19 protein-coding genes are annotated in these 21,005 nt (G+C 44.0%); 10 read left to right on the top strand and 9 right to left on the bottom strand.

All coding sequences use genetic code 11. The features are described 5' to 3' along the window. Window positions 1-63 precede the first annotated feature (63 nt). Together ABDV94_RS02945 and ABDV94_RS02950 are read right to left on the bottom strand one after the other, a co-directional pair. Window positions 64-918 carry a J domain-containing protein gene (locus ABDV94_RS02945; RefSeq protein WP_343604623.1) on the bottom strand — a complete coding sequence of 285 codons (855 nt, stop codon included), beginning with the start codon at window positions 916-918 and terminating at the stop codon, window positions 64-66. Next, complete coding sequence (locus tag ABDV94_RS02950) at window positions 915-1,916, bottom strand: AMP-binding protein (protein WP_343604625.1); 1,002 nt, start codon at window positions 1,914-1,916, stop codon at window positions 915-917. The genes ABDV94_RS02945 and ABDV94_RS02950 overlap by 4 nt, the downstream gene beginning before the upstream one ends. Window positions 1,917-2,275: 359 nt before the next feature. Between ABDV94_RS02950 and ABDV94_RS02955 the strand changes: the two genes are divergently transcribed. Beyond that, the gene (locus tag ABDV94_RS02955) at window positions 2,276-2,710 is read left to right on the top strand and encodes a thioredoxin family protein (RefSeq protein ID WP_343604626.1); all 435 of its coding nucleotides are present in this window, start codon (window positions 2,276-2,278) and stop codon (window positions 2,708-2,710) included. Between the two features lie 88 nt (window positions 2,711-2,798). Here ABDV94_RS02955 and ABDV94_RS02960 read toward each other — a convergent pair whose 3' ends face one another. The 5 genes from ABDV94_RS02960 to ABDV94_RS02980 all read right to left on the bottom strand — a co-directional run bounded on the left by ABDV94_RS02960 (window position 2,799) and on the right by ABDV94_RS02980 (window position 9,342). Further along, on the bottom strand, window positions 2,799-3,794 hold the full coding sequence (locus ABDV94_RS02960) for a sialidase family protein (RefSeq protein WP_343604628.1): 996 nt from the start codon (window positions 3,792-3,794) through the stop codon (window positions 2,799-2,801). Next, complete coding sequence (locus tag ABDV94_RS02965) at window positions 3,751-4,689, bottom strand: lysophospholipid acyltransferase family protein (protein WP_343604630.1); 939 nt, start codon at window positions 4,687-4,689, stop codon at window positions 3,751-3,753. The genes ABDV94_RS02960 and ABDV94_RS02965 overlap by 44 nt, the downstream gene beginning before the upstream one ends. Next, on the bottom strand, window positions 4,686-5,960 hold the full coding sequence (locus ABDV94_RS02970; protein WP_343604632.1) for a replication-associated recombination protein A: 1,275 nt from the start codon (window positions 5,958-5,960) through the stop codon (window positions 4,686-4,688). Before ABDV94_RS02970 ends, ABDV94_RS02965 begins: the two co-directional genes overlap by 4 nt. Before the next feature lie 142 nt (window positions 5,961-6,102). Next, window positions 6,103-6,678 carry a YqgE/AlgH family protein gene (locus ABDV94_RS02975; protein WP_343604634.1) on the bottom strand — a complete coding sequence of 192 codons (576 nt, stop codon included), beginning with the start codon at window positions 6,676-6,678 and terminating at the stop codon, window positions 6,103-6,105. Between the two features lie 105 nt (window positions 6,679-6,783). Beyond that, window positions 6,784-9,342 (bottom strand): putative LPS assembly protein LptD, encoded by a 2,559-nt coding sequence (locus ABDV94_RS02980; protein WP_343604636.1) that lies wholly within the window; start codon window positions 9,340-9,342, stop codon window positions 6,784-6,786. Between the two features lie 367 nt (window positions 9,343-9,709). Here ABDV94_RS02980 and ABDV94_RS02985 point away from each other — a divergent pair, with 367 nt between their 5' ends. From ABDV94_RS02985 to ABDV94_RS03010, 6 genes are read left to right on the top strand one after another with little or no spacing between them, the layout of a single operon-like run. Beyond that, complete coding sequence (locus ABDV94_RS02985) at window positions 9,710-10,867, top strand: N-acetylmuramoyl-L-alanine amidase (protein WP_343604638.1); 1,158 nt, start codon at window positions 9,710-9,712, stop codon at window positions 10,865-10,867. Between the two features lie 5 nt (window positions 10,868-10,872). Continuing rightward, window positions 10,873-11,910 carry an MlaD family protein gene (locus tag ABDV94_RS02990; protein ID WP_343604640.1) on the top strand — a complete coding sequence of 346 codons (1,038 nt, stop codon included), beginning with the start codon at window positions 10,873-10,875 and terminating at the stop codon, window positions 11,908-11,910. A gap of 10 nt (window positions 11,911-11,920) precedes the next feature. Then, window positions 11,921-13,249 carry a (Fe-S)-binding protein gene (locus tag ABDV94_RS02995; protein ID WP_343604642.1) on the top strand — a complete coding sequence of 443 codons (1,329 nt, stop codon included), beginning with the start codon at window positions 11,921-11,923 and terminating at the stop codon, window positions 13,247-13,249. 18 nt (window positions 13,250-13,267) lie between these two features. Then, window positions 13,268-13,702, top strand: a complete 435-nt coding sequence (locus ABDV94_RS03000) for a phosphoheptose isomerase (RefSeq protein WP_343604644.1) — start codon at window positions 13,268-13,270, stop codon at window positions 13,700-13,702. Further along, the gene (locus tag ABDV94_RS03005) at window positions 13,703-14,497 is read left to right on the top strand and encodes a (Fe-S)-binding protein (protein WP_343605347.1); all 795 of its coding nucleotides are present in this window, start codon (window positions 13,703-13,705) and stop codon (window positions 14,495-14,497) included. It abuts the gene before it with no gap. 2 nt (window positions 14,498-14,499) lie between these two features. Further along, window positions 14,500-14,949, top strand: coding sequence for a hypothetical protein (locus ABDV94_RS03010; RefSeq protein ID WP_343604646.1), 450 nt, complete (start codon window positions 14,500-14,502; stop codon window positions 14,947-14,949). A gap of 107 nt (window positions 14,950-15,056) precedes the next feature. Here the strand turns inward: ABDV94_RS03010 and ABDV94_RS03015 are convergent, their stop codons facing one another. Together ABDV94_RS03015 and ABDV94_RS03020 are read right to left on the bottom strand one after the other, a co-directional pair. Then, a complete protein-coding gene (locus tag ABDV94_RS03015; RefSeq protein WP_343604647.1) occupies window positions 15,057-16,109 on the bottom strand; it encodes a DUF4421 family protein in 1,053 nt (350 codons plus the stop codon). Beyond that, complete coding sequence (locus tag ABDV94_RS03020) at window positions 16,102-18,153, bottom strand: S9 family peptidase (protein WP_343604648.1); 2,052 nt, start codon at window positions 18,151-18,153, stop codon at window positions 16,102-16,104. The genes ABDV94_RS03015 and ABDV94_RS03020 overlap by 8 nt, the downstream gene beginning before the upstream one ends. A 118-nt stretch (window positions 18,154-18,271) precedes the next feature. On the opposite strand from ABDV94_RS03020, the gene ABDV94_RS03025 reads away from it, so the two are divergent. The 3 genes from ABDV94_RS03025 (at window position 18,272) to ABDV94_RS03035 (ending at window position 20,953) form a co-directional block, all read left to right on the top strand. Next, complete coding sequence (locus tag ABDV94_RS03025) at window positions 18,272-19,045, top strand: methyltransferase domain-containing protein (RefSeq protein WP_343604649.1); 774 nt, start codon at window positions 18,272-18,274, stop codon at window positions 19,043-19,045. 40 nt (window positions 19,046-19,085) lie between these two features. Next, window positions 19,086-20,060, top strand: a complete 975-nt coding sequence (locus ABDV94_RS03030) for a cytochrome c peroxidase (protein WP_343604651.1) — start codon at window positions 19,086-19,088, stop codon at window positions 20,058-20,060. A gap of 311 nt (window positions 20,061-20,371) precedes the next feature. Next, entirely contained in the window at window positions 20,372-20,953 is a 582-nt protein-coding gene (locus ABDV94_RS03035) for a sigma-70 family RNA polymerase sigma factor (protein WP_343604652.1), read from the top strand. The last annotated feature ends 52 nt before the right edge of the window (window positions 20,954-21,005 follow it).

The following is a 21,005-nucleotide window of genomic DNA, read 5'->3' on the forward strand; positions in this document are numbered from 1 at the left end:
CATTCGACGTATAGTTTGTTCCGCTAGATGCGCGAAATGAGCACAATCCGGGGGAGAATCAATCTAAAGAAATCCAAGACTGAGTACATGCAGTAATCTTCCCTGCGTCAGTAGAATATAAGCCGAGATAATCCCGACTCCCCAAAACGATAAATGATAAACAAAGACAAATGTCAGTGTTTTTCTGCGCCACAAATAGGGGAAAAGCGGAACCAGCAACAAAGCGATCAGTAAATAACGAATGCTCCAGACATGAAAATCGAATACGCTCCGGTATCGGGAGAAATCATCTGTTGAAATCATCTTAATCGGTGTATGAAGCATCCAGGAACTTTCAATGAGCACTTCCGGATAGGTACTTTCCCACGCAAAAGCATTGTTTTGAATGTAATATGAACCTCTTTCCCGGAGTTTAATTCGCGTAATATTGCTGCGGATAATCCCGTTGTTCAATGATTTGGTAGAGCCGATCAGGATATCCCGTTCGTAATGCCGCGGAAGAAACAATTCGATCGTCATAGCCAATGAAAGTACCAGCGAAACCCACATGATGCATTGGTAAATTTTCCAGCGTTTCCCAGTGGTCAGAGACAGAAAATACCGGGCATTGTCGGTTGCCTGACGCATCTGTTGTTGTTCGAAGCGCATTTTGGCCACGCGCATGCGTTCCAGTCGTTCTTCTTCTGTTTCGTTTCCTGCTCTCCTGGAAGGGCGTTTATCAACTTTTTCCTCTGTGTAATTCGGATCCAGGAGAATATCCACCGCTTTACTAAGCAGAATAAAAGCCTCATGCGCCTTGGGATCAGGGTTCACGTCCGGGTGCAGCCGGAGCGCCATTTTCTTATACTGCTTCCGGATTTCGCTTTCACTCGCAGTATGTGGTAACCCCAGCAGACGGAAGCATTCGTTTCTCGTCATTTGAGTGCGTTTAGGATTTCTTTTCTTCGGATTTTCCCACTGGCAGTCTTCAGGATCGGATACACGACCTGTTTTTTAGGAATGGCATATTTCCCGAAGTGCTCCTGCACGATGGTTTGTATGCTAGAAAAATCTGTTTTCGGAATCGCCTCTTCAACAATGAGTACGCACATTTCCCCAAAAGAGGGATCAGACACTCCACCGATGATAAACGGAACAGGCAAGTAAGGGTCGATTACTTGTTCCAAAGTTTCCGGATGAATCTTGATTCCACCGCTGTTAATCGCAAAATCTGCTCTTCCCAGCCATTCAAAACGATTGGGGCCGTGAAACTGAATCTGGTCGTTGGTTGCCATGTGAGAGATGCCCAGTTTGGAATCGGAAACCACCAGGCAGTCTGCTTCAGATTGGAGTTCAACACCGTCCAATGCTTCATATACCGGATTTCCCATTTTTCTCATCGCAATGTGGGAAACGGTTTCCGTCATTCCGAATCCAATGTATACTGCCGGTTTAATTAGAGACAGCTTTTGTTCTAATTCATGGGAAAGTCCCATCCCGCCAAGCAATACCTGGTCAAACTGCTCCAGTTTTTCCGGACTTTCATCCAGCATACGCTTGATCTGGTAGGGAACCAGCGACACAAAGGAATAATGCACACCGTCCGGAATATACTCCTCGGGATTCCCGCTTGCTTCCGTGATATCGATCTCATAATTCCCGACCATGGCACGGATCAGCATCATTTTTCCCCCAATGGTGTGCGGAGACAAACACATGAAAACACGTGCGCGCTCATCCAATCCGAAAAATGCGTTGCTTCTTTTGGCAGAAGCTTCCAGTTGTTCACGGAGTAAAGTGATCGGTTTGGGGGGTCCTGTCGATCCACTCGTTTTTACTTCATATTTCGCCTGAAGGCTCTGCCATTGATCAATGACCGATGAAATTTCAGACTGGGTTTCGGAAGAACAATGCAGATAACGAACGTTGAAAGCCATGAGTTTGGAACAGTACTTGTTGTTTGTTTAATTTTCGAATACAAAATAGGGGATTTATAATTGAAAATTGAAAAGGGAAGCGGGAAAATATGATTCGGGATTGCGTTTCGGTCGAAAATAAACGATTGTTTCCGGAGGATTGCAGAGATATACCCGGGTATTGGTTCGTAATATGGCGAATTGGCGAATTTGCAATATTACATTTGAAATTCAGGTCGTAATCACTCTGAATCTTTGAAAAGTCACGATTGAATGTCTGTAATTCTATCGAACAACGACTTCCTCTTTCATTCATCATTATCTCAGTTGTAATTCGTAATTTTAAAACAAGAACAGTCATACACTTCAAATAACGAAACATGAAATTTCCAATCCTATTCTTTTTAGGTCTTTCGGTACTTATTTTCTCTTTCCGCTCCTTAACGCCGGAAACAACTGCCGGAGCTTCCGGAATCAAATTTTCCAAATTGTCATTCGAGAAAGCGGTGAAACAGGCTAAAGCAACCGGGAAACTCATTTTTATTGATGTACATACCAGCTGGTGTGGACCGTGTAAGGAAATGGATAAAACCACTTTTTCCGATTCACAGGTAGGAGAGGAGTTCAACCGACGCTTTATCAACCTGAAAATCGATGCGGAAGAAAGTAAAGACGGCCCGATGATTTCAAAAGCATATACCGTTGCCGGCTACCCAACGCTCTTATTCGTTAATGGAGAAGGAAAACTGGTGAAAAAACTGGTTGGAAAACAGAGCAAAGAAAAACTATTGGCTGCAATTTCAACAATCAAATAATTTCTTAATTGAGAAGGTAAAACTGAAAAGTAGGCTGAATGCTTGCGTAATAGCTACAGCATGGGAGTAGCGGAGTCGAAGTCACTTTTCAATTCTCCATTTTCAATTGATACTTTAAAGCGTATCCTTTGTTCGTGGTTGCATACAAGGTATTTCCTTCCAACAGTAATGCGCAAAAGTTTCCTTTCGTGAAGAAATTCCAGGTTTTTCCGTTGTCGGTCGAATAATCAATTCCGTTAGTTCCGCAGCAGAATAAAATCGTGGAGTTTCCGGTAACACAAGAGCGGTAACCATGCGGTTGTTTCTCCGACAGATTCCACGTTTTTCCTCCGTTGGTTGTATAAACGGCAGTAGAATCGGATGCATGAGGCTTGGTATAATTTCCACCTGCAATGACTCCGTTTTGCTTATCGATCATAAAAATGGAGAACGGTCCGGCGCCTTCAGCGTGTGGCATAGGTAGCTCGGATGTGATTCCTGCAACATATTCAAAAGTACTTCGCTTATAAAAAGTAGCATTGTTTGGTCCGCCGGAAACAACGTAGTAAACACCGTCCATCAATTGTGCTGTTGTTCCGCTGGCAGCATAATATGCTTCACCTGCTACAGTTTTGAACGGACCGTGTGAATGTACAAATCCCTTCCGCACGTCGAGGACCTTCAGGGTGAATGCATTATCGACGGGATCACTCAGGATAATTAGTGAACGATCCTTCAAAACCAGGTCGTCCATAAAACTATTGTCACGGTATAACTCCCGGACTTTTTTTCCGTTTGCCTCGTAAATAATCCCGCAATCACCACTGGTACAGGCGTAAACGGATTTCCCGCTGACAACCAAATCCCGGAATTCACCACAACCTGCAGGTTGAATGAGTACGCGGGACAGTCCGGTTTTTTCATTGAAAAGAATAACACCCGTTTTGGATGTTCCGAACAATAATTCGTTTTTGGAATAACGCGCCACGATCCGCGAATAAGAAGAATCAGCCGCAAAGTGAAGCGTGTCGGTAGTCAGAATCTGCTGTCCGAAGCCGAACTTACACATCAGGATGATTCCTGAAAAGACGATTAAATTTCTCACGTTGTTCTTCTTTTAGTTTGGGAATATCGTCCGGAACGGTTCTTTTCCAGCGTTTGTGCGACCACAGCCAGGGACCTGGTTCGGAAAAAATGCGTTGTTCAAGCAGGCGTGTATGCGTTTCGGTAATTTCTCCCCAGGGAAGAGTGCGCGGTTCGTTCGTCAAAAGCTGTAATTCCACTTCGTAATATCCGCGTTTCACTTTTTTGGGCAGGTAGAAAACAACTGCCTGGTCATAGGTATTCGCAAGTTGTTCTGCACCGAACAATACGCCGGTCTGCTGGTGCAGGAAGGTTGTCCAGTAGCTTTTCATCGAATCCGCCGGACTCTGATCACTCAAAACGAGTGTAGCAGTCGGAATACCTTTATCTACATAGGAATTGAAAGTTTCCTTGACGATTTTAGCATGAATCACGTGCATTCCGAAACGGGAACGCAGGGTATTGATCTTCTTGTCCCAATAACCACTGGTTAAGGGCATCCCGATCCCAACGGCCTGGTGCGGAAAAAACAGGTCTTGTCCGGTAATCATCCATTCCCAGTTCATGTAGTGGGCAGAAACCAGCAGGACGCTTTTTTGTTGGTCGTAGAGTGCTTTCATCAATTCTGGATTTCGGATTACAAAGCGTTTACGAAGTTCTTTTTCGGAAATTCCCAGGTTCTTGACCCCTTCGAGGAGCATATCGGCAAAATGCCTGTAAAACGAACGTTTGATACTGCGTTGCTCGGATTTCGTTAAGTGTGGAAATGAACGTGAAATATTTCCCTCAATGACTTTTTTGCGGTAAGGAAAAACCGTAATCAGAAGCAGGAAAAACAAGTCCGAAAAACGGTAAGTGAACCACAGTGGCAGCCTCGAAAGCGGCAAAACGAATAAATAATAAGCTACCCGACTCATTTTTTAAACTTATTTGGCCAAAGTGTTTGGAGTTGTTTCTGAATTTCCTGCTCGCGGGCACTGCTTCCTGAATGGAAGAAAGTACGGTCTTTCAACGCATCCGGGAGGTATTGCTGGAACACAAAATTTCCCGGGAATTGATGCGCATATTGGTATTCCGCCCCGTAACCGAGGTCTTTCATCAACTTGGTCGGAGCATTTCTGAGATGAAGCGGAACCGGGGCGTTCGGATCCTGGCGTACTTCTGCAATGGCTTCGTCAATTGCCAGGTAAGCCGCATTTCCTTTTGGAGAAGTAGCCAGGTAAATGGCACATTGCGACAGGATGATCCGCGCCTCGGGCCAGCCGATAACCTGGATAGCCTGGAACGTATTATTCGCCATGATCAATGCTGTAGGATTTGCCAGTCCGATGTCTTCAGATGCTGAAATCAACAACCTGCGGGCAATAAACTTTGGATCTTCTCCGCCTTCGATCATGCGTGCCAGCCAGTAGACCGCGCCGTCGGGATCGCTTCCGCGAATAGACTTGATAAAAGCCGAAATAATGTCGTAATGCTGTTCTCCGTCTTTGTCGTAACGCACGCGTTGCTGCGCTAGCTGATTCACCAGTTCGTCGGTAATGACAGCCGTTTCGTTAGGAGGAAAGGTGTTGACCACCATTTCCAGTAAATTCAGCATTTTCCGGGCATCACCGCCCGCAACGGCAATCAGTGATTTGTATTCGCGCAGTTCAATGTTGCGCTTCGAGAGAATCACGTCTTGTTTGAGTGCCCGGTTGATCAATTCCAGTAAATCTTCCAAAGTGTGGCTTTCCAGTGTGTAAACCTGGCAGCGTGAAAGCAAAGCCGAAATGACTTCGAAAGAGGGATTTTCCGTTGTGGCACCGATGAGTGTGATGGTTCCTTTTTCAACCGCTCCAAGCAGGGAATCCTGCTGTGATTTGGAAAACCGGTGAATTTCGTCGATGAACAAAACCGCGCCATTTTGCTGAAACATACCCTGATTTTCGGCTTTTTGAATGATCTCACGCACATCTTTTACACCAGAAGAAATAGCCGACAAAGTATAAAACGGACGATTCAACTGTTTTGCCAGCAGGTTCGCCAGCGTGGTTTTTCCCACTCCCGGAGGTCCCCAGAAAATAATCGACGGAAGGATTTTTGATTGAATGGCTCTTTTTAAAGCCCCGTTTTCCTCCAATAAATGACGTTGACCAATGTATTCGGATAAATCATTCGGACGCATACGTTCAGCTAAAGGAGCACTCATTTTTGGTTCTTTTTTAAACGGTTCAAAAAGTTCAATAGTTCAGAAAATCCAATGATTTCCCATCATATATGGATACAATTGTTTGAACCCTTTAAACTTTTTTGAATACGTTGGACTTGTTCCAAAGATACGCTTTTTCTGCCTAGTTGTCTGCCGGATTCAGCGGATAATCTGCCATGAGTTTGTATTTTCCACCCAGTTGGGAAATCAGGTCGCGCCACAGGTCATCGTCCACTGCACTGAAAACGGAGAAGTTTTCCGGATTTTTCATCACCACCCAGCTCAGTTCATCAATTTCTGACTGTAGCTGTCCTTTGCTCCAGCCTGTATAGCCGATGAAGAAACGGAGGTTTTCAGGTGTCATTTCGTTTTCAGAGATCATGCGTTTGATTTCCGTGTAATTGCCGCCCAGGTAGAGTCCGGCAGAAATAATTGCAGATCCGCTGACTGAAGCATCGCGGTGTACATAGAACAATTGGTTTCGTTCCACAGGGCCACCGAATCCGACCGGGATTTTTGCTTCCGGGAAATCTGTCACCAATTCGTTGATCTCAATTTCAAGGGTGTTGTTCAGAATCAGGCCGAAACTTCCTTCGTCATTGTGTTCACAGAGAAGAATCACGACGCGCGAGAAGTTGCTGTCAATCAGAAAAGGCTCCGAAAGCAGTAAGTCTCCCCTTTGAGGACTTGGCTGTTTGCTTATTTTTAATGGAATCAACGCAGTTTGTTTTTGATGTAAATAGCCTGAATGCTTATTCCCTATGGAGGTTAAAATACAAACATTTTTTCATGTTGCGCCGAAAATCGCCCGAATTTTAAATAATTAGTTGAGTACAATAGGTGGTTTACGAATATTGACGTTTGCATTTTGCAACATGGAAGCGTTTCCGCGAAGTCCGATAGTGAAATTCTTGTTTGTTCCGATTGGTGTCCAGTTAAATGTCACGTTCCAGCAGTGGATATTCCGGTATAAATTGATATTGAAGTTACTGATAGCGCGGTTGTCGATATCATACATCATGCGTGCGCCGATTTTCCAGTTGGGAGTAATACTCACGTCACCGCTCACCGTCACGGTATTCGTAGGGAGGTAGCGTTTATTCCGGAAAGTAGCCGTATCCGAATTCAGGTTGAGTGAGAAAATGTGATCAATGGTCAATTTCCACGGAATCTCGAAGTAAACCATTTGGTTCGGGTTGAGAATCCATTGCTGGTACTGCGGATTCCAGGTATTCGACATTTTGTTCGAAATACTCTGCAGGCGTTCCCGGCTTTTCTTGGTGGTGAGGACGAGGCTGGTGGCAAAAGAAGCTATGGTGATCCGTCCGATTCCCTGATGGGTGCGGAAAGCGTATTCTTTTTTGATGCGCCCGGTGGTGGTGTCCCAGCCATACCAACTGTGATTTGCCATAATCGTCAGGTTGATGAATTCATTCGGGTTGATCACCATGCGCATGTTCAGATCGCCCCAGTTCATCGAATCCTTGAAAATATCGTAGTCTGTGCTCAGGAAAAAGTTATCGATCAAACGCGTTTTCTTAAATCCGGTAACGGTGTCTTTCTCACTTTTTTGTTTGAGTTCAAAGGTGTTGTTCACCCCGAAAACAATTCGTCCGGATGATTTCGTAAGGTATTCCGAATACAAACTTCGTTCATAAATGCTGTACCGGATGTCTTTGTTCAGTACCGAGTCACGGTATTCTGCAATGCCCTGCTGAATGGACGGCGTATAGTTGAAGGAAACGGTCGGGGTCATCACGTGACGAAGCAACGTTTTGCGTTTCCCGACGAAACGGTAATACGAATACAGGTTCGAGGTCAAAGACACGCTGGAAGTAAAGGAATGGCTGAAACCGCCTTGCCCGATCGTATCAACCTGAACGAGGTGGCTCGAATCCATCATTTTGCGAATCGACTGGAAATTGTAAATCTGTTTGTAGGTCGCGGAAGGAGTGATACGGATCGTATTCTTCAGAATACTGAAAGTGGCTTGTACATTGACGTTTTGCGTAAATCCGTTTCTGAAATTGTGCCCGATACTGTCAAAATTTCCGTTTTTCAGGTAGCGATCCCGGAAGCTTGAGCGGTTTTGAATTTCATTCGAATAGCTGAAACCAACTACTTTATTGACCTTTTTGAACGGGAAAATCCGGTTCGTGGTCTGGAAGTTGAAAACCGGGGAAGTCAGGTCGATTGTTTTGGTCGTGGAGTTTTGTCTCATGCTCAGTTTCAGGTCGGCAGAGATCGGCAGTGAACCGAAACGTTTTCCGAGACGGATATCCGAGTTGAGGGTATTGTTGAAATACTGTGGATTATTAACCGTATTCAGTGTTTGCTTGTTCGTCGAATTCGAGTTGAAGTTCACATTGGCTGAAAAAGACCAGTTCGGATTCAATTTCGGATCCTGGTTGTGTACCCAGTTGACACTGGTGGTTCCGAAAACCGTTGAATCCGGGAAACCATAGCGGAAACGCGTATAAGCCACGTTGAAGTTTCCGTTGTATTTGTACTTGGTCGAATATTCCGAGTAATTCCGGAAACCGAAACTTCCACGGGAGAACCCCGTGACATATGCAATCGTTTGAAAACGATCCGAAACAGGAAAGTAGTACCCCAAATCCTGGAGTCCCATCCCGTATGCCGAAACAACCGAATACTGCGGCATGATGAACCCGCTTTTCCGTTCTTTCTGCTTCTGCAGCGGAATCATGGCAAAGGGAAGCCCGAGTGGGGTCGGAACGCCCATAATCCATAAGTTGATCGGCCCGGAAACAATGCGTTTGTCCGGAACCATTACTGCTTTGGAAAGGGCAAAATGATAATGCGGTTCTTCGAGGCTGCAGGTCGTGAATTTTCCATGTACAAAATGCACCTCTTCATTGGGCTGTTTTTTAGCCGTTTCCATACTCAGGTAGTATTCATCCTGTTTGATGGCTGCTTCCTGGATATATCCTTTTTTGGTTTCGAAGTTGTAGCGGATTGATGCTGCTCTCAGGGTATCTGCATTATCAATAAAGAGCGGCATACCGACGCGTCTTCCCAATGAGTCGAATGTGTAGCTTGCCAGCACTTCATTTTTCTTCAGATCGATCAGCAGGTAATCAGCTGCCATGTCTACTCCTTCGTAGTTCAGTTTCGCATCACCGAACAAATGCACCTGTTTTTTTCTCAGATCGGAATAAATGGAATCCCGGGAAGAGTAGGTAATAATGGAATTGAAATCCGTTTGATTGATATAAATTTTACGCGTTTTGGTCGAATCCGGAAGTGAATCGGGAACGACTTTCGGGATTGTATCCGGTTGCGAATAAGCACTTGCTAATCCAGGGAAAGCAACAAACAGCAAAAAGAACAGCGTTCTGATTGCCACAGGAAAATCCATAAAAGCGTTCCTTCTTGTTTTCAATTCACGTATTAACGGATGCAAAGCTACGAAATTACCATTGTTTTGATTCATTCTATAAACCCAATTGTCCGCAACTTGTTGTTCATATACTTCTGTTTTGTGCAATAATGGTGGTGATTTGATTTTTTGGAAGTCAGTAAACAGGTTCAAAGTGTCCAAAAAGTAAAACGATCATTGCTGATTTCAGTTAAAAAAGAACCTCCATGCAAAAGTCGTGCAAGAAATCCCGGTTTTACTGAATTTGTATGTTTTTCAACATTCTGGTATAGATAAGTTTCAGCTTTGGTCTGAAGATTGCAAGTAAAACCGGAGTAATTTTAGATTGGAATCGATATATCGTAACATGAAACGATTGGAAAATGCATTAAAATGGGTGAGGTGGGTAGCAATGGCTGTCCCGTTTGTGATGCTTTTTGGTTTTCAAACCCGTCAATCCGTTGCCCCGAAGAAACAAACAGGAACCATTCGAACCGTTGTGATTGATGCAGGTCACGGTGGGAAAGATCCGGGGTGTCACGGTTCATCTGCGCACGAAAAGCACGTGTGTCTGGCAATGGCACTTGAATTGGGAAAGAAAATCAAGGAAGCTTACCCGGAAATCAAAGTGGTGTTTACCCGCGACAAAGATGTTTTTGTGGAATTGGACGACCGGGCAAAGATCGCCAATAAAGCCAATGCCGACTTATTTATCTGCATTCATGCCAATTCTGCTTCTCCAACCGCTTATGGAACGGAAACCTATGTACTAGGGCTTCACAAAACCGAAGCACAGGCAAAAATTGCAGATCGTGAAAACAGCACCATCTACCTGGAAGCAGATAAAGGAGAAAAATACAAGGACTTTGATATGTCGCCGGATGCAATTATTGCACGCCAGCTGCAACTTTCCGTGTTCCTGGATCAGTCGATCATTTTTGCAGATAAATTACAAAGTGAGTTCAAAGCGATCGGGAGATACGACCGCGGAGTGAAGCAAGCCGGATTCCTGGTATTGTACAAAACAACCATGCCGAGCGTGCTGATCGAAACGGGATTCCTGACCAATAAAGAAGAAGAAAAATTCCTGGCAGATACTACCGGGCAGAAAAAAATGGCCGGAGCGATGTTTGTGGCCTTTGAAAAATACAAGGCCGGATTGGAAGGTGTGGATTATAAAACCCGCGGAACTCAGGAACCGATAACAACAAATAATCCGGGCACAACAAACACACCGGTAGAAAAAACGGATTTGAAAGATAAAATCGTTTTCCGAATCCAGGTAGAGACTTCCGAAACGAAAATTTCACCGACTTCGACGCGTTTCAAACGGCATGAGGTCTATGAATATCAGCAGGATCGACTCTTTAAATATACGGTAGGGGAATTCGTCAATGATTTTACTGCTGCCAACAATTACAAAAACGAATTACGACAGAAAGATTTTCCCAATGCTTTTGTTGTAGCTTTTCAAAATGGAGAGCGTATTAGTTTGGAAAAAGCTATTAAATTAGCAGAAAAATAAAAGTTTTGAAGATCAAAAAAGAAATAAAAGCAGGCCTCATTGCTATTGCGGCGATTGGTTTGCTTGTTGCGGGCGTTAATTTTTTGAAAGGCTACTCATTTTTTGGCGGGGATGATAAATACACAGCGTATTTTCCCAATGCCGGAGGTTTAGGTGCTTCTACTTCTGTTTATGTAAATGGAGTAGTAGTGGGGAAAGTGATTTCCGTGGATTATAATCCGCAGGGTGATTCCCTTTCCAAAGTGAAAATGGTATTCACTATCCAGGAAAGTGACCTGAAAATCCCGAAAACTTCAAGACTTGAAACCGGATCAGTGGATTTGTTGAACAAAGGTTTGCTGCTTTTCATCGGGGAAGACCTTTCCAAAGGATACTACACGGAAAAAGACCACATCCAGGGAAATGTACAGCTTGACATGTTCGGTCAGCTGAAATCGTATGCCAACCCGGTCTTGCAGAAAGTTTCCGCTTTGGTGGTGAACGTAGATAAAACAATCAGTTCGTTGAAAGGTTTCTGGGACACGACGGCGACTTCAGAAATTAAAACTTCCCTCGAAGAATTGAAATATGCATTCAAGAAATTCGGAAATATTGCAGACGATGTAGAAGGACTGGTGGCAACTGAAAAAGTGAAACTGGGTCGGATCATGAGCAATATTGAATCCATTACCGGGAACCTGAAGGCTTCGAATGACAAGATTACCAGGATGGTAGGTAACTTCGAGAAGATTTCAGATGATCTGGTAACGGCAGACTTCAAGAAAGTAATCACGAATGCGAATGCTACAATTGAGAAATTGAATGCTACCTTTGCGGCGATTGAGTCCGGTAACGGGACACTCGGGAAACTGCTGAAGGACGAAAAACTATACAACGAACTGGTGCAAACCAACAAGAGTCTTCAGAATTTGGTAGAAGACCTGGAGAAACACCCGGAAAGATACATTCACTTCTCAGTATTCGGAGCGAAAACAAAAGGAGTTCCGATTACGAACAGTGATGAGAAAAAATTACGTAACTTGTTAGACTCAATCCCGGATTAATAAAATAGGTATGATTGCTTCAATTATTTTCAGTGTATTACTTATCGGAGGATTTGGATGGTTCACTGTGAACATTCTAAAAATTCGTTCCAATATTTTACTGGGAAGAGAGTTAAACCGGAATGACAAACCGAAAGAGCGTTGGAAAACAATGGCGCTGGTAGCTCTGGGACAGAAAAAAATGTTTGCAAGACCGATTCCGGCTTTGCTTCACCTTGGAATTTATGTGGCTTTTGTCATTACGCAGGTCGAACTGATCGAGATCATCACCGACGGAATTACAGGTTCTCACCGCATTTTCATGTCGTCTTTGGGAGGTTTCTACACGTTTGTGATTTCGATTATTGAAATCCTGTCTGTTGCGGCATTGATCGCGACTATCGGGTTCCTTTCCCGCAGAAATATCCTGAAACTGGCTCGTTTCCAAAAACCGGAAATGAAAGGTTTCCCGACCTTTGATGCAAACATGATCCTGTGTATGGAATTATTGCTGGTAACCTGCATTTTTACCATGAACGGAGCAGATGAAGCTTTATACCTGAAAGGTGCATCGCACGCATCACACGAAGCAGGATCCTTCGGATTTGCTATTTCATCTTGGGTCGGACCACATCTATTTGGTGGTTTCAGTGTAGAAACGTTACACATCCTGGAGCGAATCGGGTGGTGGGGACACTGGTTAATGGTACTGGCTTTCCTGAACTACCTGCCGTATTCCAAGCACTTCCACATTTTGTTGGCTTTCCCGAATACCTATTACTCCAACCTGGAGAAAAAAGGAAAGTTTACGAACATGGAATCCGTTACCAATGAGGTAAAACTGATGCTCGACCCGAATGCAGACCCGTTTGCGGCAGCTCCTGCAGAAGGTGCTCCACAGCGATTCGGAGCAAAAGATGTAACAGATTTGACCTGGAAAAACCTGATGGACGCGTATACCTGTACCGAGTGTGGACGCTGTACGTCTTCCTGTCCGGCAAACATTACCGGCAAAAAATTGTCTCCGCGTAAAATCATGATGGACACCCGCGACCGAATGGTTGAATTGGGTGAAGCGCGCAGAAAGAACGGAAAAGACTTCGAAGACGGAAAATCACTCCTGGGTGATTACATTTCCGAGGAAGAAGTTTGGGCATGTACATCCTGCAACGCATGTGTTCAGGAATGCCCGGTAAATATTGACCCTTTATCTATTATTGTTGATTTGAGAAGATACCTGGTGATGGAAGAATCCAAGGTGCCTGTAGAATTAACAGGAATGCTAACAAATATCGAAAACAACGGAGCCCCTTGGCAATTTTCTCAGGCAGATCGGGGAAATTGGATTCACGAGGACTAACGTTGTAATTCGATAAACATGAAAAAAAAGAAAGAAGAAAAGCAGTTCATTGAAAAAGTAGAAAACGGAGTACATGTTTCTCCCGTTTTACCGGAACATATCAAGAATTACCTGATTGATATCGACGGGACTATTTGTGATGATATCCCGAATGAAGAACCGGAGCGGATGGAATTTGCAGCCGTTTACCCGGATGCACTTCAAACGGTGAATCAGTGGTATGACGAAGGACATATCATTACCTTTTTCACCTCCAGGCTGGAAGAACACCGGGAAGTGACTGAGAAATGGCTGCAAAAACACGGTTTCAAATACCACGGAATGATGATGGGCAAACCCCGCGGTGGAAATTACCACTGGATTGACAACCACATCGTTCGCGCAACGCGGTTTGAAGGAAAGTTTACTAATTTGATTGAAGTTCAGGCGAATATTCAAGTTTTTGAAAAATAAATTATGAGCACGATACACGTACCAACAATGGCCGAAATGATGGCGCAGGGACAAACCCCGGATATCTTGTTTTGGGTTGGTTGTTCGGGTAGTTTTGATGACAGGGCAAAGAAAATTACCAAAGCATTGGTTCGGATTTTGAACGAATGCAAGGTCAACTTTGCCGTTTTGGGTGCGGAAGAATCATGTACCGGAGATCCTGCCAAGCGCGCCGGAAATGAATTCACGTTCCAAATGCAGGCCATGATGAACATCCAGGTGTTGGATGGTTACGAAGTGAAAAAGATCGTAACTGCTTGCCCGCATTGTTTCAATACCCTGAAAAACGAATACCCGGAGTTGGGCGGAACATATGAAGTCGTGCACCATACACAACTGATCCAGGAATTGATTAATTCCGGGAAACTGTCATTGAAAGACGGCGGTGTGTTCAAAGGAAAGAAAATTACGTTCCACGATCCGTGCTACCTCGGAAGAGCAAACGATGTATATGAGGCTCCGCGTGCCCTGATCGAAAAACTCGATGCTGAACTCGTGGAGATGAAACGTTGCAAAACAACCGGATTGTGTTGTGGTGCAGGAGGCGCTCAGATGTTTAAAGAAGCTGAGAAAGGAAACAAAGAAGTCAATGTAGAACGTACCGAAGATGCTTTGGAAACACAAGCTTCGATCATTGCAACGGGTTGTCCTTTCTGTAATACCATGATGACCGACGGAGTGAAAAACTTCAATAAAGAAAGCGAAATCCAGGTATTGGATGTCGCAGAATTAATTGCCAACGCAGCAGAATTATAGTCATGATTCCTTTTGAAAATCTTCCTGATGAAGCCCGTTTGTGGAGCTACCAGTCGGATCGAAAACTAACGGCAACCGAAAAAGCATGGGTGGAAGAAGTGCTTCCTGATTTCCTGCAGGAGTGGGCCGCGCACGGTGCAAAACTGAATGCATACGGTGCTGTTTTGGGAGATTACCACCTGGTACTTGCCGTTCATGAAGATCAGGCAAATGCTTCCGGATGTTCGATCGACAGTTCGGTTCGCTTTATCAAGCACCTGGAAAAAGAATTGGGAATTTCCTTCTTTAACCGGTTGAAAATGCTGGTGGAGGCGGAAGAACCGTATTTTGTTTCTTTTTCGGAATTGGATCAATTAAGCCCGGATTCATTGGTGTACAACAACATGGTGATGAACGTAGGGGAGTGGAAACGTTCCTGGAAAGTTCCGGTTTCGTCGCTGGTGACTCATTAATAAATCCAAATTTTTAGTTCCGAATTCCGAATGTTTTTAATGAAGTAATTCGTAATTCGTAATTCGTAATTCGTAATTCGTAATTCGTAATTCGTAATTAATTCCAGTTACTTTTTATTTTTCTCTTCTTCCTCACGCGCTTTTTTCTCAGCTGCTTCGCGTGCTTCCTTCTTTTTGGTCACGTTTAAGCGAACTCCTCCTACGAGCTTCAGGTAATAATAGGTTTGCCGGTAATTAAAATCATTGAAGGCAATCGATTTGTTATCGAAATCACTCACAAACATGATGAAGTATTTCGGGCGGTTGATTCCACCGATTACTTTAATATCGACCCGTGGCGCAAGTCCGAGGAAACTCCGGGTCGTTTCGTCAAACGTGTACAATTTGGATTGTAGTACAATTCCGACGCCGCCCATAATCCCGAACTGGAATATCCGCCATCTCCGCACATAAGCGTAACCGGGCACAACTCCTACATCAAAGGCCGCAATCACAGAAGACGATGTTTTACTCTCCGTAGAATCTTGTAATTCTTTTGGTAACAGCGGCTGGTTTGATGAAATTCCGTGGTAATTGGTCGTATACTTCAAATAGAACGTCCGGATATCCCGGTGGTAGGATGCTGTTTTTCCCCGAAATGCGGCCATTTTGAATTCTTCTTTCCAGAATTGCCACGCGTTGATCGAAAAACTGCTCGCGTTAATATCTTCCCGGATGAGATTCGGTTCTGCCTTGGTAATCGTATCGTTCCAGCGGTAAGCATCCCGCATGGCATAACCTTCATACAAGTGCCAGTCCACATCAAAATACATGTTTTTGAAACTGAAATCGAAACCGAGATCGTAGTATTTTGTTTTTCCGTACTTGTTTTTGGAACGCACGGAATTGGGAAGTGTGATACCAAATCGCAGCGACATCCACTTATATGAAAAACCGAAACCTAAGACAGGGTTGAAATTGTTGCGGTATTTGACGCGCTTCATTCCCTGCGGAAACGGATATCCGATAGACATCGGAGCGGTACTCCACCCAAAATCGGAATACAAAACCAAGCGGGAACCGTATTTTTGATATGGAAGCAATGAGTCTGCAACCTGACCGTAAACGGAACAGGAAAACAAACTAAGGAACAGAAAAAGAATGCGGATCCTACTACTCATTAATACCCTGAATGTAGCACAAAAATGCAAATTCTTTTGCAACTTCTAAACGTTCGGTGCTTCTTCCTGAGCCTCCTCCATGACCGGCGCTCATGGTACAATCAAATAAAATCGGGGAATCCCCGGTTTGGTTCTTACGCAATTTTGCAACCCATTTCAATGGTTCCCAGTACTGTACCTGTGAATCGTGATATCCTGTGGTGATCAACATTGCCGGGTAATCGAGTTTGCGGATATGATCATAAGGCGAATAACTGAGCATATACCAATAATCTTCTTCCACATTCGGATTTCCCCATTCTTCGTATTCCCCCACTGTGAGCGGAATGCTTTCGTCAAGCATAGTCGAAACAACATCCACAAACGGAACCTGTGCAATGACTCCCTTGAACAGGTGAGGAGCCATGTTGGTCACAGCACCCATTAGCAAACCACCGGCACTCCCTCCCTGGGCGTAAATCGCATTTGGATCGCAATATCCCTGCATGGTTAGCCATTCGGCCGCATTGATAAAATCTGTGAACGTATTTCGTTTGTGATTCAGTTTTCCGTTTTGATACCAGTCTTCACCGAGGAATTTTCCTCCACGGATGTGCGCAATGGCATAAACAAAACCGCGATCCAGTAAGCTCAGACGTGTAGCCGAAAAAGTAGTCGGGATGGTAATTCCGTAACTTCCGTAACCGTAGAGCAGCATCGGAGCTTTACTCAGGTCGATTCCTTTTCTGTAAACCAGTGAAACCGGGATTTTCTGTCCGTCGTTGGCAGTAGCCCAAACGCGCTTGGAAACATAATTATCCGGGCTGAAATTCGGATCGATCAGCCTTTTCTGGAAAAACAGTACCGAAGATTTGCTGTCTACGGAATATTTGTAAATCGAGCTTGGATTGGTGAAGGAAGTATACTGGTAGTTGACCGTTTTAGCTTCATAATCGTCCATGAAGCTGAATCCCAGTTCGTACACTTCTTCCGGCATGGAAATACTGGAAAACCCGGTTGCATCCAGGCTTCCGATCGCAATTTCTGTCTTTCCGTTTTTACGTGACTGAACCGCAATGAAGTCTTTGAAAGCAATCATTTCTTCGAGATATACTTCCGGATCATGGGCAATCAGTGTTTTACAGGCTTCAATCGAAGCGGGGATGTTTTCCGAGAAAACCAGTTTCCTGTTCGGACTTTGCTTGTTGCTCAGGATATAGAATCCGTTGTCGTGGTGACTGATGTCGTATAGATGATCTTTTTCACGTTTCAGAAAACAACTTGCTTTTTCAGCAGGTTTATCGGCCGGAATCAGCCAGGTTTCCGAAGTGGTACTGCTCACGCTGTGAAACAGGACGTATTTTTTGTCGAAAGTTTTAGACAGGTATACATAAAAACGTTCGTCCTTTTCTTCAAAGAGCAATTCGTCTTTTGAACTGCTTGTTCCCAGTATGTGTTTGTAAATTTGAAACTCGCGCAGTGTTGTCGGATCTTTCTTGACATAGAAAATGGTCTTGTTGTCGTTGGCCCAGACAATACTTCCGTCGGTATTTTTGATTTGCTCTTTCAGAATTTTCCCGGATTTGTTTTCCCGGAAAGAAATGATATAGTTTCTGCGACCGATTTTATCTTCGGAGAAAGCCGTTAATTCGTTGTTCGGAGAAACGGAAAGATCGCCCAAACCATAGTATTCATGTCCTTTTGAAGCGGCATTTTCGTCAAAGAAGACTGTTTCTTTTCCGTTTTCAATGAGCACCAGCTGGCGGTAATCCTGGTCTTTGATTTGTCTCCACTGGTATGTTTTACCCTGGATTTCAAACGGAGCACTGGTTTCTTCCGGGTTGATGCGGTTTTCAAACTCTTTCAGGAAGTTTTCAATCAACACGTGTCTGCCATCAAAAAAAGCTTTGGAATAATTGTTTTCTGCCGCAATGTAATCCAGAACCGGCTTTGAATCGCGCTCGTTCATCCAGAAATACGGATCATTTCTAACGTGGTTGTGTTTGATTAATGTTGTGGGGATTTCCTTAGCAACAGGAACATTTAAGGTATTTTGTGCACTCACGATAACTGGAATAAATGGGGATATTGTTAGCAATAGCAGAAAATTCTTCATACTGCAAATTTAAAAGAAGTCTCGAAAGATTGTGGCTCAGATGTCTGAGATTATTAAATTTGCTTCCATGAAAAAAGTCTATAAGTTTCTTTTGAATAAATTGCCGCGGCCGCTTTTGATCCGTTTGAGCTACGTTTTTAAGTTGTTCGCTCCGCTGATTTACAAGGGAAATAATGTGGAATGCCCGGTATGTGAGAGAAAATTCAAAAAGTTTCTGTCTTATGGTTCCGAAGTATCACACCGTGAAAATGTGCTTTGTCCATACGATTTGACTTTGGAGCGTCACCGCCTGATGTGGCTCTACCTGAAAAGAGAAAGCAATTTCTTTTCTGCAGATAAGTTAAAGGTGCTTCACATTGCGCCGGAGCAGTGTTTTCATAAGAAATTTAAGAACCAGAAGAACCTGGATTACCTGACGGCTGACCTCGTTTCCCCGATTGCAGATATGCATTTTGATTTGCATCAGATTCCGCTGGAAGACAATCGTTTCGATATCGTATTCTGTAACCATGTGATGGAACACGTAGACGATGCGCTTCAGTGTATGAAAGAACTGAACCGTGTGATGGCTCCGGGGGCTTGGGGAATCATGCAGGTTCCGCAGGATATTAACCGCGCTGAAACATACGAGGATTGGAGCATTACTTCTCCGGAAGAACGTGAAAAACATTTCTGGCAAAAAGACCACGTGCGTTTGTTTGGAATGGATTACCCGGATTGGTTGCGAAAAGCCGGTTTTGAAGTAGAAATTGCTTTTGAAAAGAACCCGATCTCCCGGGAAGAAATCGACCGTTTCCGTTTGGCTAAAACAGAGATTCTGTACATTGTCCGAAAAAAATAGTTTTTTCCTTCAAATCATCTTAACTTGAATTTCAGAAGCTATGATGATTGATAAGCGTTTTGTTTTTTTGCTGGCTGCAGCGAGTGTGCTGTTGTTGAAGTGCTCGTCTCATTCGGGACTAAAGCCTGAGTTGAAGAACGTTCCGTTTCCAAAAGATAATCCGCTTACCGATGCAAAAATAGCTTTTGGCAAGCAACTCTTTTTTGACCGTCGTCTTTCTGCCGGAAACCAAATTTCATGCTCCTCCTGTCACCGTCCTGAAAAAGCATTTACCGACGGATTACCCAAAAGTAAAGGCGTTTTTGGCAGAACTGCCCTGCGAAATGCTCCAGGTATTCTGAACAGTGCCTATTTCAAGAGTTACCTGTATGATGGGGAAGTCAAAACCCTGGAAGAGCAGGTATTGGTGCCATTGCAGGACCACCAGGAAATGGGAAGTTCGATGAAAACCATTCTGCAAAAACTATCCAAAGACAAAGAATACCAGCAACTGGCACGGACTCTTTTCGGAAGAGAACTGGATGCGTATGTTATTACGCGTGCCATCAGTTCCTACGAGCGATCACTTGTCAGCCGTAACAGCCGTTTCGACCGCTATCGATCCGGGAACAAAAAGGCATTGACCGCCGATGAACTGGCTGGTTGGAAACTGTTCTCTGAAAAATTATATTGTACAAAATGTCATTCGGGGCCTGATTTCACGAATTATGCGGTTGTGAGCAATGGCCTGTATACGGATTATGGGTTGGATCAGGGACGTTACCGGATCAACGGACTAGAGCAGGAGCGGGGAGCTTTCAAAGTTCCGGGTCTTCGGAATGTGGAACTAACAGCTCCCTATATGCATGACGGCAGTCTAAAAACGCTGCGGCAGGTGATTTCGCATTATGCCAAAGGAGGAGCTGGTTTTCGCAATCAATCGCCAGTTATTGTGCCGTTTTCCCTGACGGATTCGGAAATGCGGCAACTGGAATCTTTTCTCCGGTCACTTACGGATCGCTCGTTTGCCGAGTAAGTTTGGAGCTGATGTGATGTGTTAATTCAGATTCAAGTGTTTGTTAATGAGATTTTTACATCTCTACATAGCTGTCGGATTATAAAACTGTAAATTTGTAAAATGACTTCGAAGAAGATCGAAACCATCCGATTTTTCCATCAACTCACCTGAAAAATCTACTTAATTGATAGGATTAATTGTGTAATTCGTCGAAAAACTGTTAAAAGAACCCTTCTTTTTAGAGGTATCTGATAATATTCTGAAAAATATCGCGTTACTTTAGTTATACCCAATGTAAAAATTATGCAAACCCAAAATCCAAATATACCATGGCAATTAATGCTTATTTCCACCAGTCACCGGAACTGCTCCAGGAGGAGCAAGTATGGGTGATGCAAGCAAAGGCAGATCCGGCAAGATTTGAACCTTTGTATCGCAAGTATTACGACTCAATACTTCGCTATTTGAAACAGCGTATTGATGACCCGGAGCAAGCCCACGACATCGCTTCACAGGTTTTCATCAAGGCGCTGAAAAATTTACCGAAGTATGAAGACCGCGGGGTACCATTCGGCTCCTGGCTGTATCGAATAGCTAAAAGCGAATTGTACCAATCCTACCGGGAAACCCAATCAAACAGAACTGTTCCGATGGAACACGTGCAAATTCCAACGTTTGACACCCTGTTTTTTGACACCCAGGAGTTTGAGCACAACCAGTCTTTATTGCTGGCTGCAATGCAAAAACTGAAAGAAGAGCAATTGAAATTAATCGAAATGCGGTTCTTTGAACAACTCAGCTTTAAGGAAATCGGTGAAACTATCGGGATCACCGAAAACAATGCAAAGGTGAAAACCTTCCGCGCATTGGAAAAGTTAAGAGAGTATTTCTTAGGAAGATACGCCGCTTAAAATGAATGAGCCTTCCGGATTCCGGAGGGCTTTTTTCTTGAAAATCACCTGA

The sequence above is a fragment of the Fluviicola sp. genome (genome assembly GCF_039596355.1).
In the GTDB taxonomy this organism is placed as follows: domain Bacteria; phylum Bacteroidota; class Bacteroidia; order Flavobacteriales_D; family Crocinitomicaceae; genus Fluviicola.

What these genes read in the sequence shown, in the direction of transcription:
- ABDV94_RS02945 (WP_343604623.1), bottom strand. Translation starts at nt 918, where the DNA reads ATGACGAGAAACGAATGCTTCCGTCTGCTGGGGTTACCACATACTGCG.
- ABDV94_RS02950 (WP_343604625.1), bottom strand. Translation starts at nt 1,916, where the DNA reads ATGGCTTTCAACGTTCGTTATCTGCATTGTTCTTCCGAAACCCAGTCT.
- ABDV94_RS02955 (WP_343604626.1), top strand. Translation starts at nt 2,276, where the DNA reads ATGAAATTTCCAATCCTATTCTTTTTAGGTCTTTCGGTACTTATTTTC.
- ABDV94_RS02965 (WP_343604630.1), bottom strand. Translation starts at nt 4,689, where the DNA reads ATGAGTCGGGTAGCTTATTATTTATTCGTTTTGCCGCTTTCGAGGCTG.
- ABDV94_RS02970 (WP_343604632.1), bottom strand. Translation starts at nt 5,960, where the DNA reads ATGAGTGCTCCTTTAGCTGAACGTATGCGTCCGAATGATTTATCCGAA.
- ABDV94_RS02980 (WP_343604636.1), bottom strand. Translation starts at nt 9,342, where the DNA reads ATGGATTTTCCTGTGGCAATCAGAACGCTGTTCTTTTTGCTGTTTGTT.
- ABDV94_RS02985 (WP_343604638.1), top strand. Translation starts at nt 9,710, where the DNA reads ATGAAACGATTGGAAAATGCATTAAAATGGGTGAGGTGGGTAGCAATG.
- ABDV94_RS02995 (WP_343604642.1), top strand. Translation starts at nt 11,921, where the DNA reads ATGATTGCTTCAATTATTTTCAGTGTATTACTTATCGGAGGATTTGGA.
- ABDV94_RS03000 (WP_343604644.1), top strand. Translation starts at nt 13,268, where the DNA reads ATGAAAAAAAAGAAAGAAGAAAAGCAGTTCATTGAAAAAGTAGAAAAC.
- ABDV94_RS03010 (WP_343604646.1), top strand. Translation starts at nt 14,500, where the DNA reads ATGATTCCTTTTGAAAATCTTCCTGATGAAGCCCGTTTGTGGAGCTAC.
- ABDV94_RS03015 (WP_343604647.1), bottom strand. Translation starts at nt 16,109, where the DNA reads ATGAGTAGTAGGATCCGCATTCTTTTTCTGTTCCTTAGTTTGTTTTCC.
- ABDV94_RS03025 (WP_343604649.1), top strand. Translation starts at nt 18,272, where the DNA reads ATGAAAAAAGTCTATAAGTTTCTTTTGAATAAATTGCCGCGGCCGCTT.
- ABDV94_RS03030 (WP_343604651.1), top strand. Translation starts at nt 19,086, where the DNA reads ATGATGATTGATAAGCGTTTTGTTTTTTTGCTGGCTGCAGCGAGTGTG.
- ABDV94_RS03035 (WP_343604652.1), top strand. Translation starts at nt 20,372, where the DNA reads ATGGCAATTAATGCTTATTTCCACCAGTCACCGGAACTGCTCCAGGAG.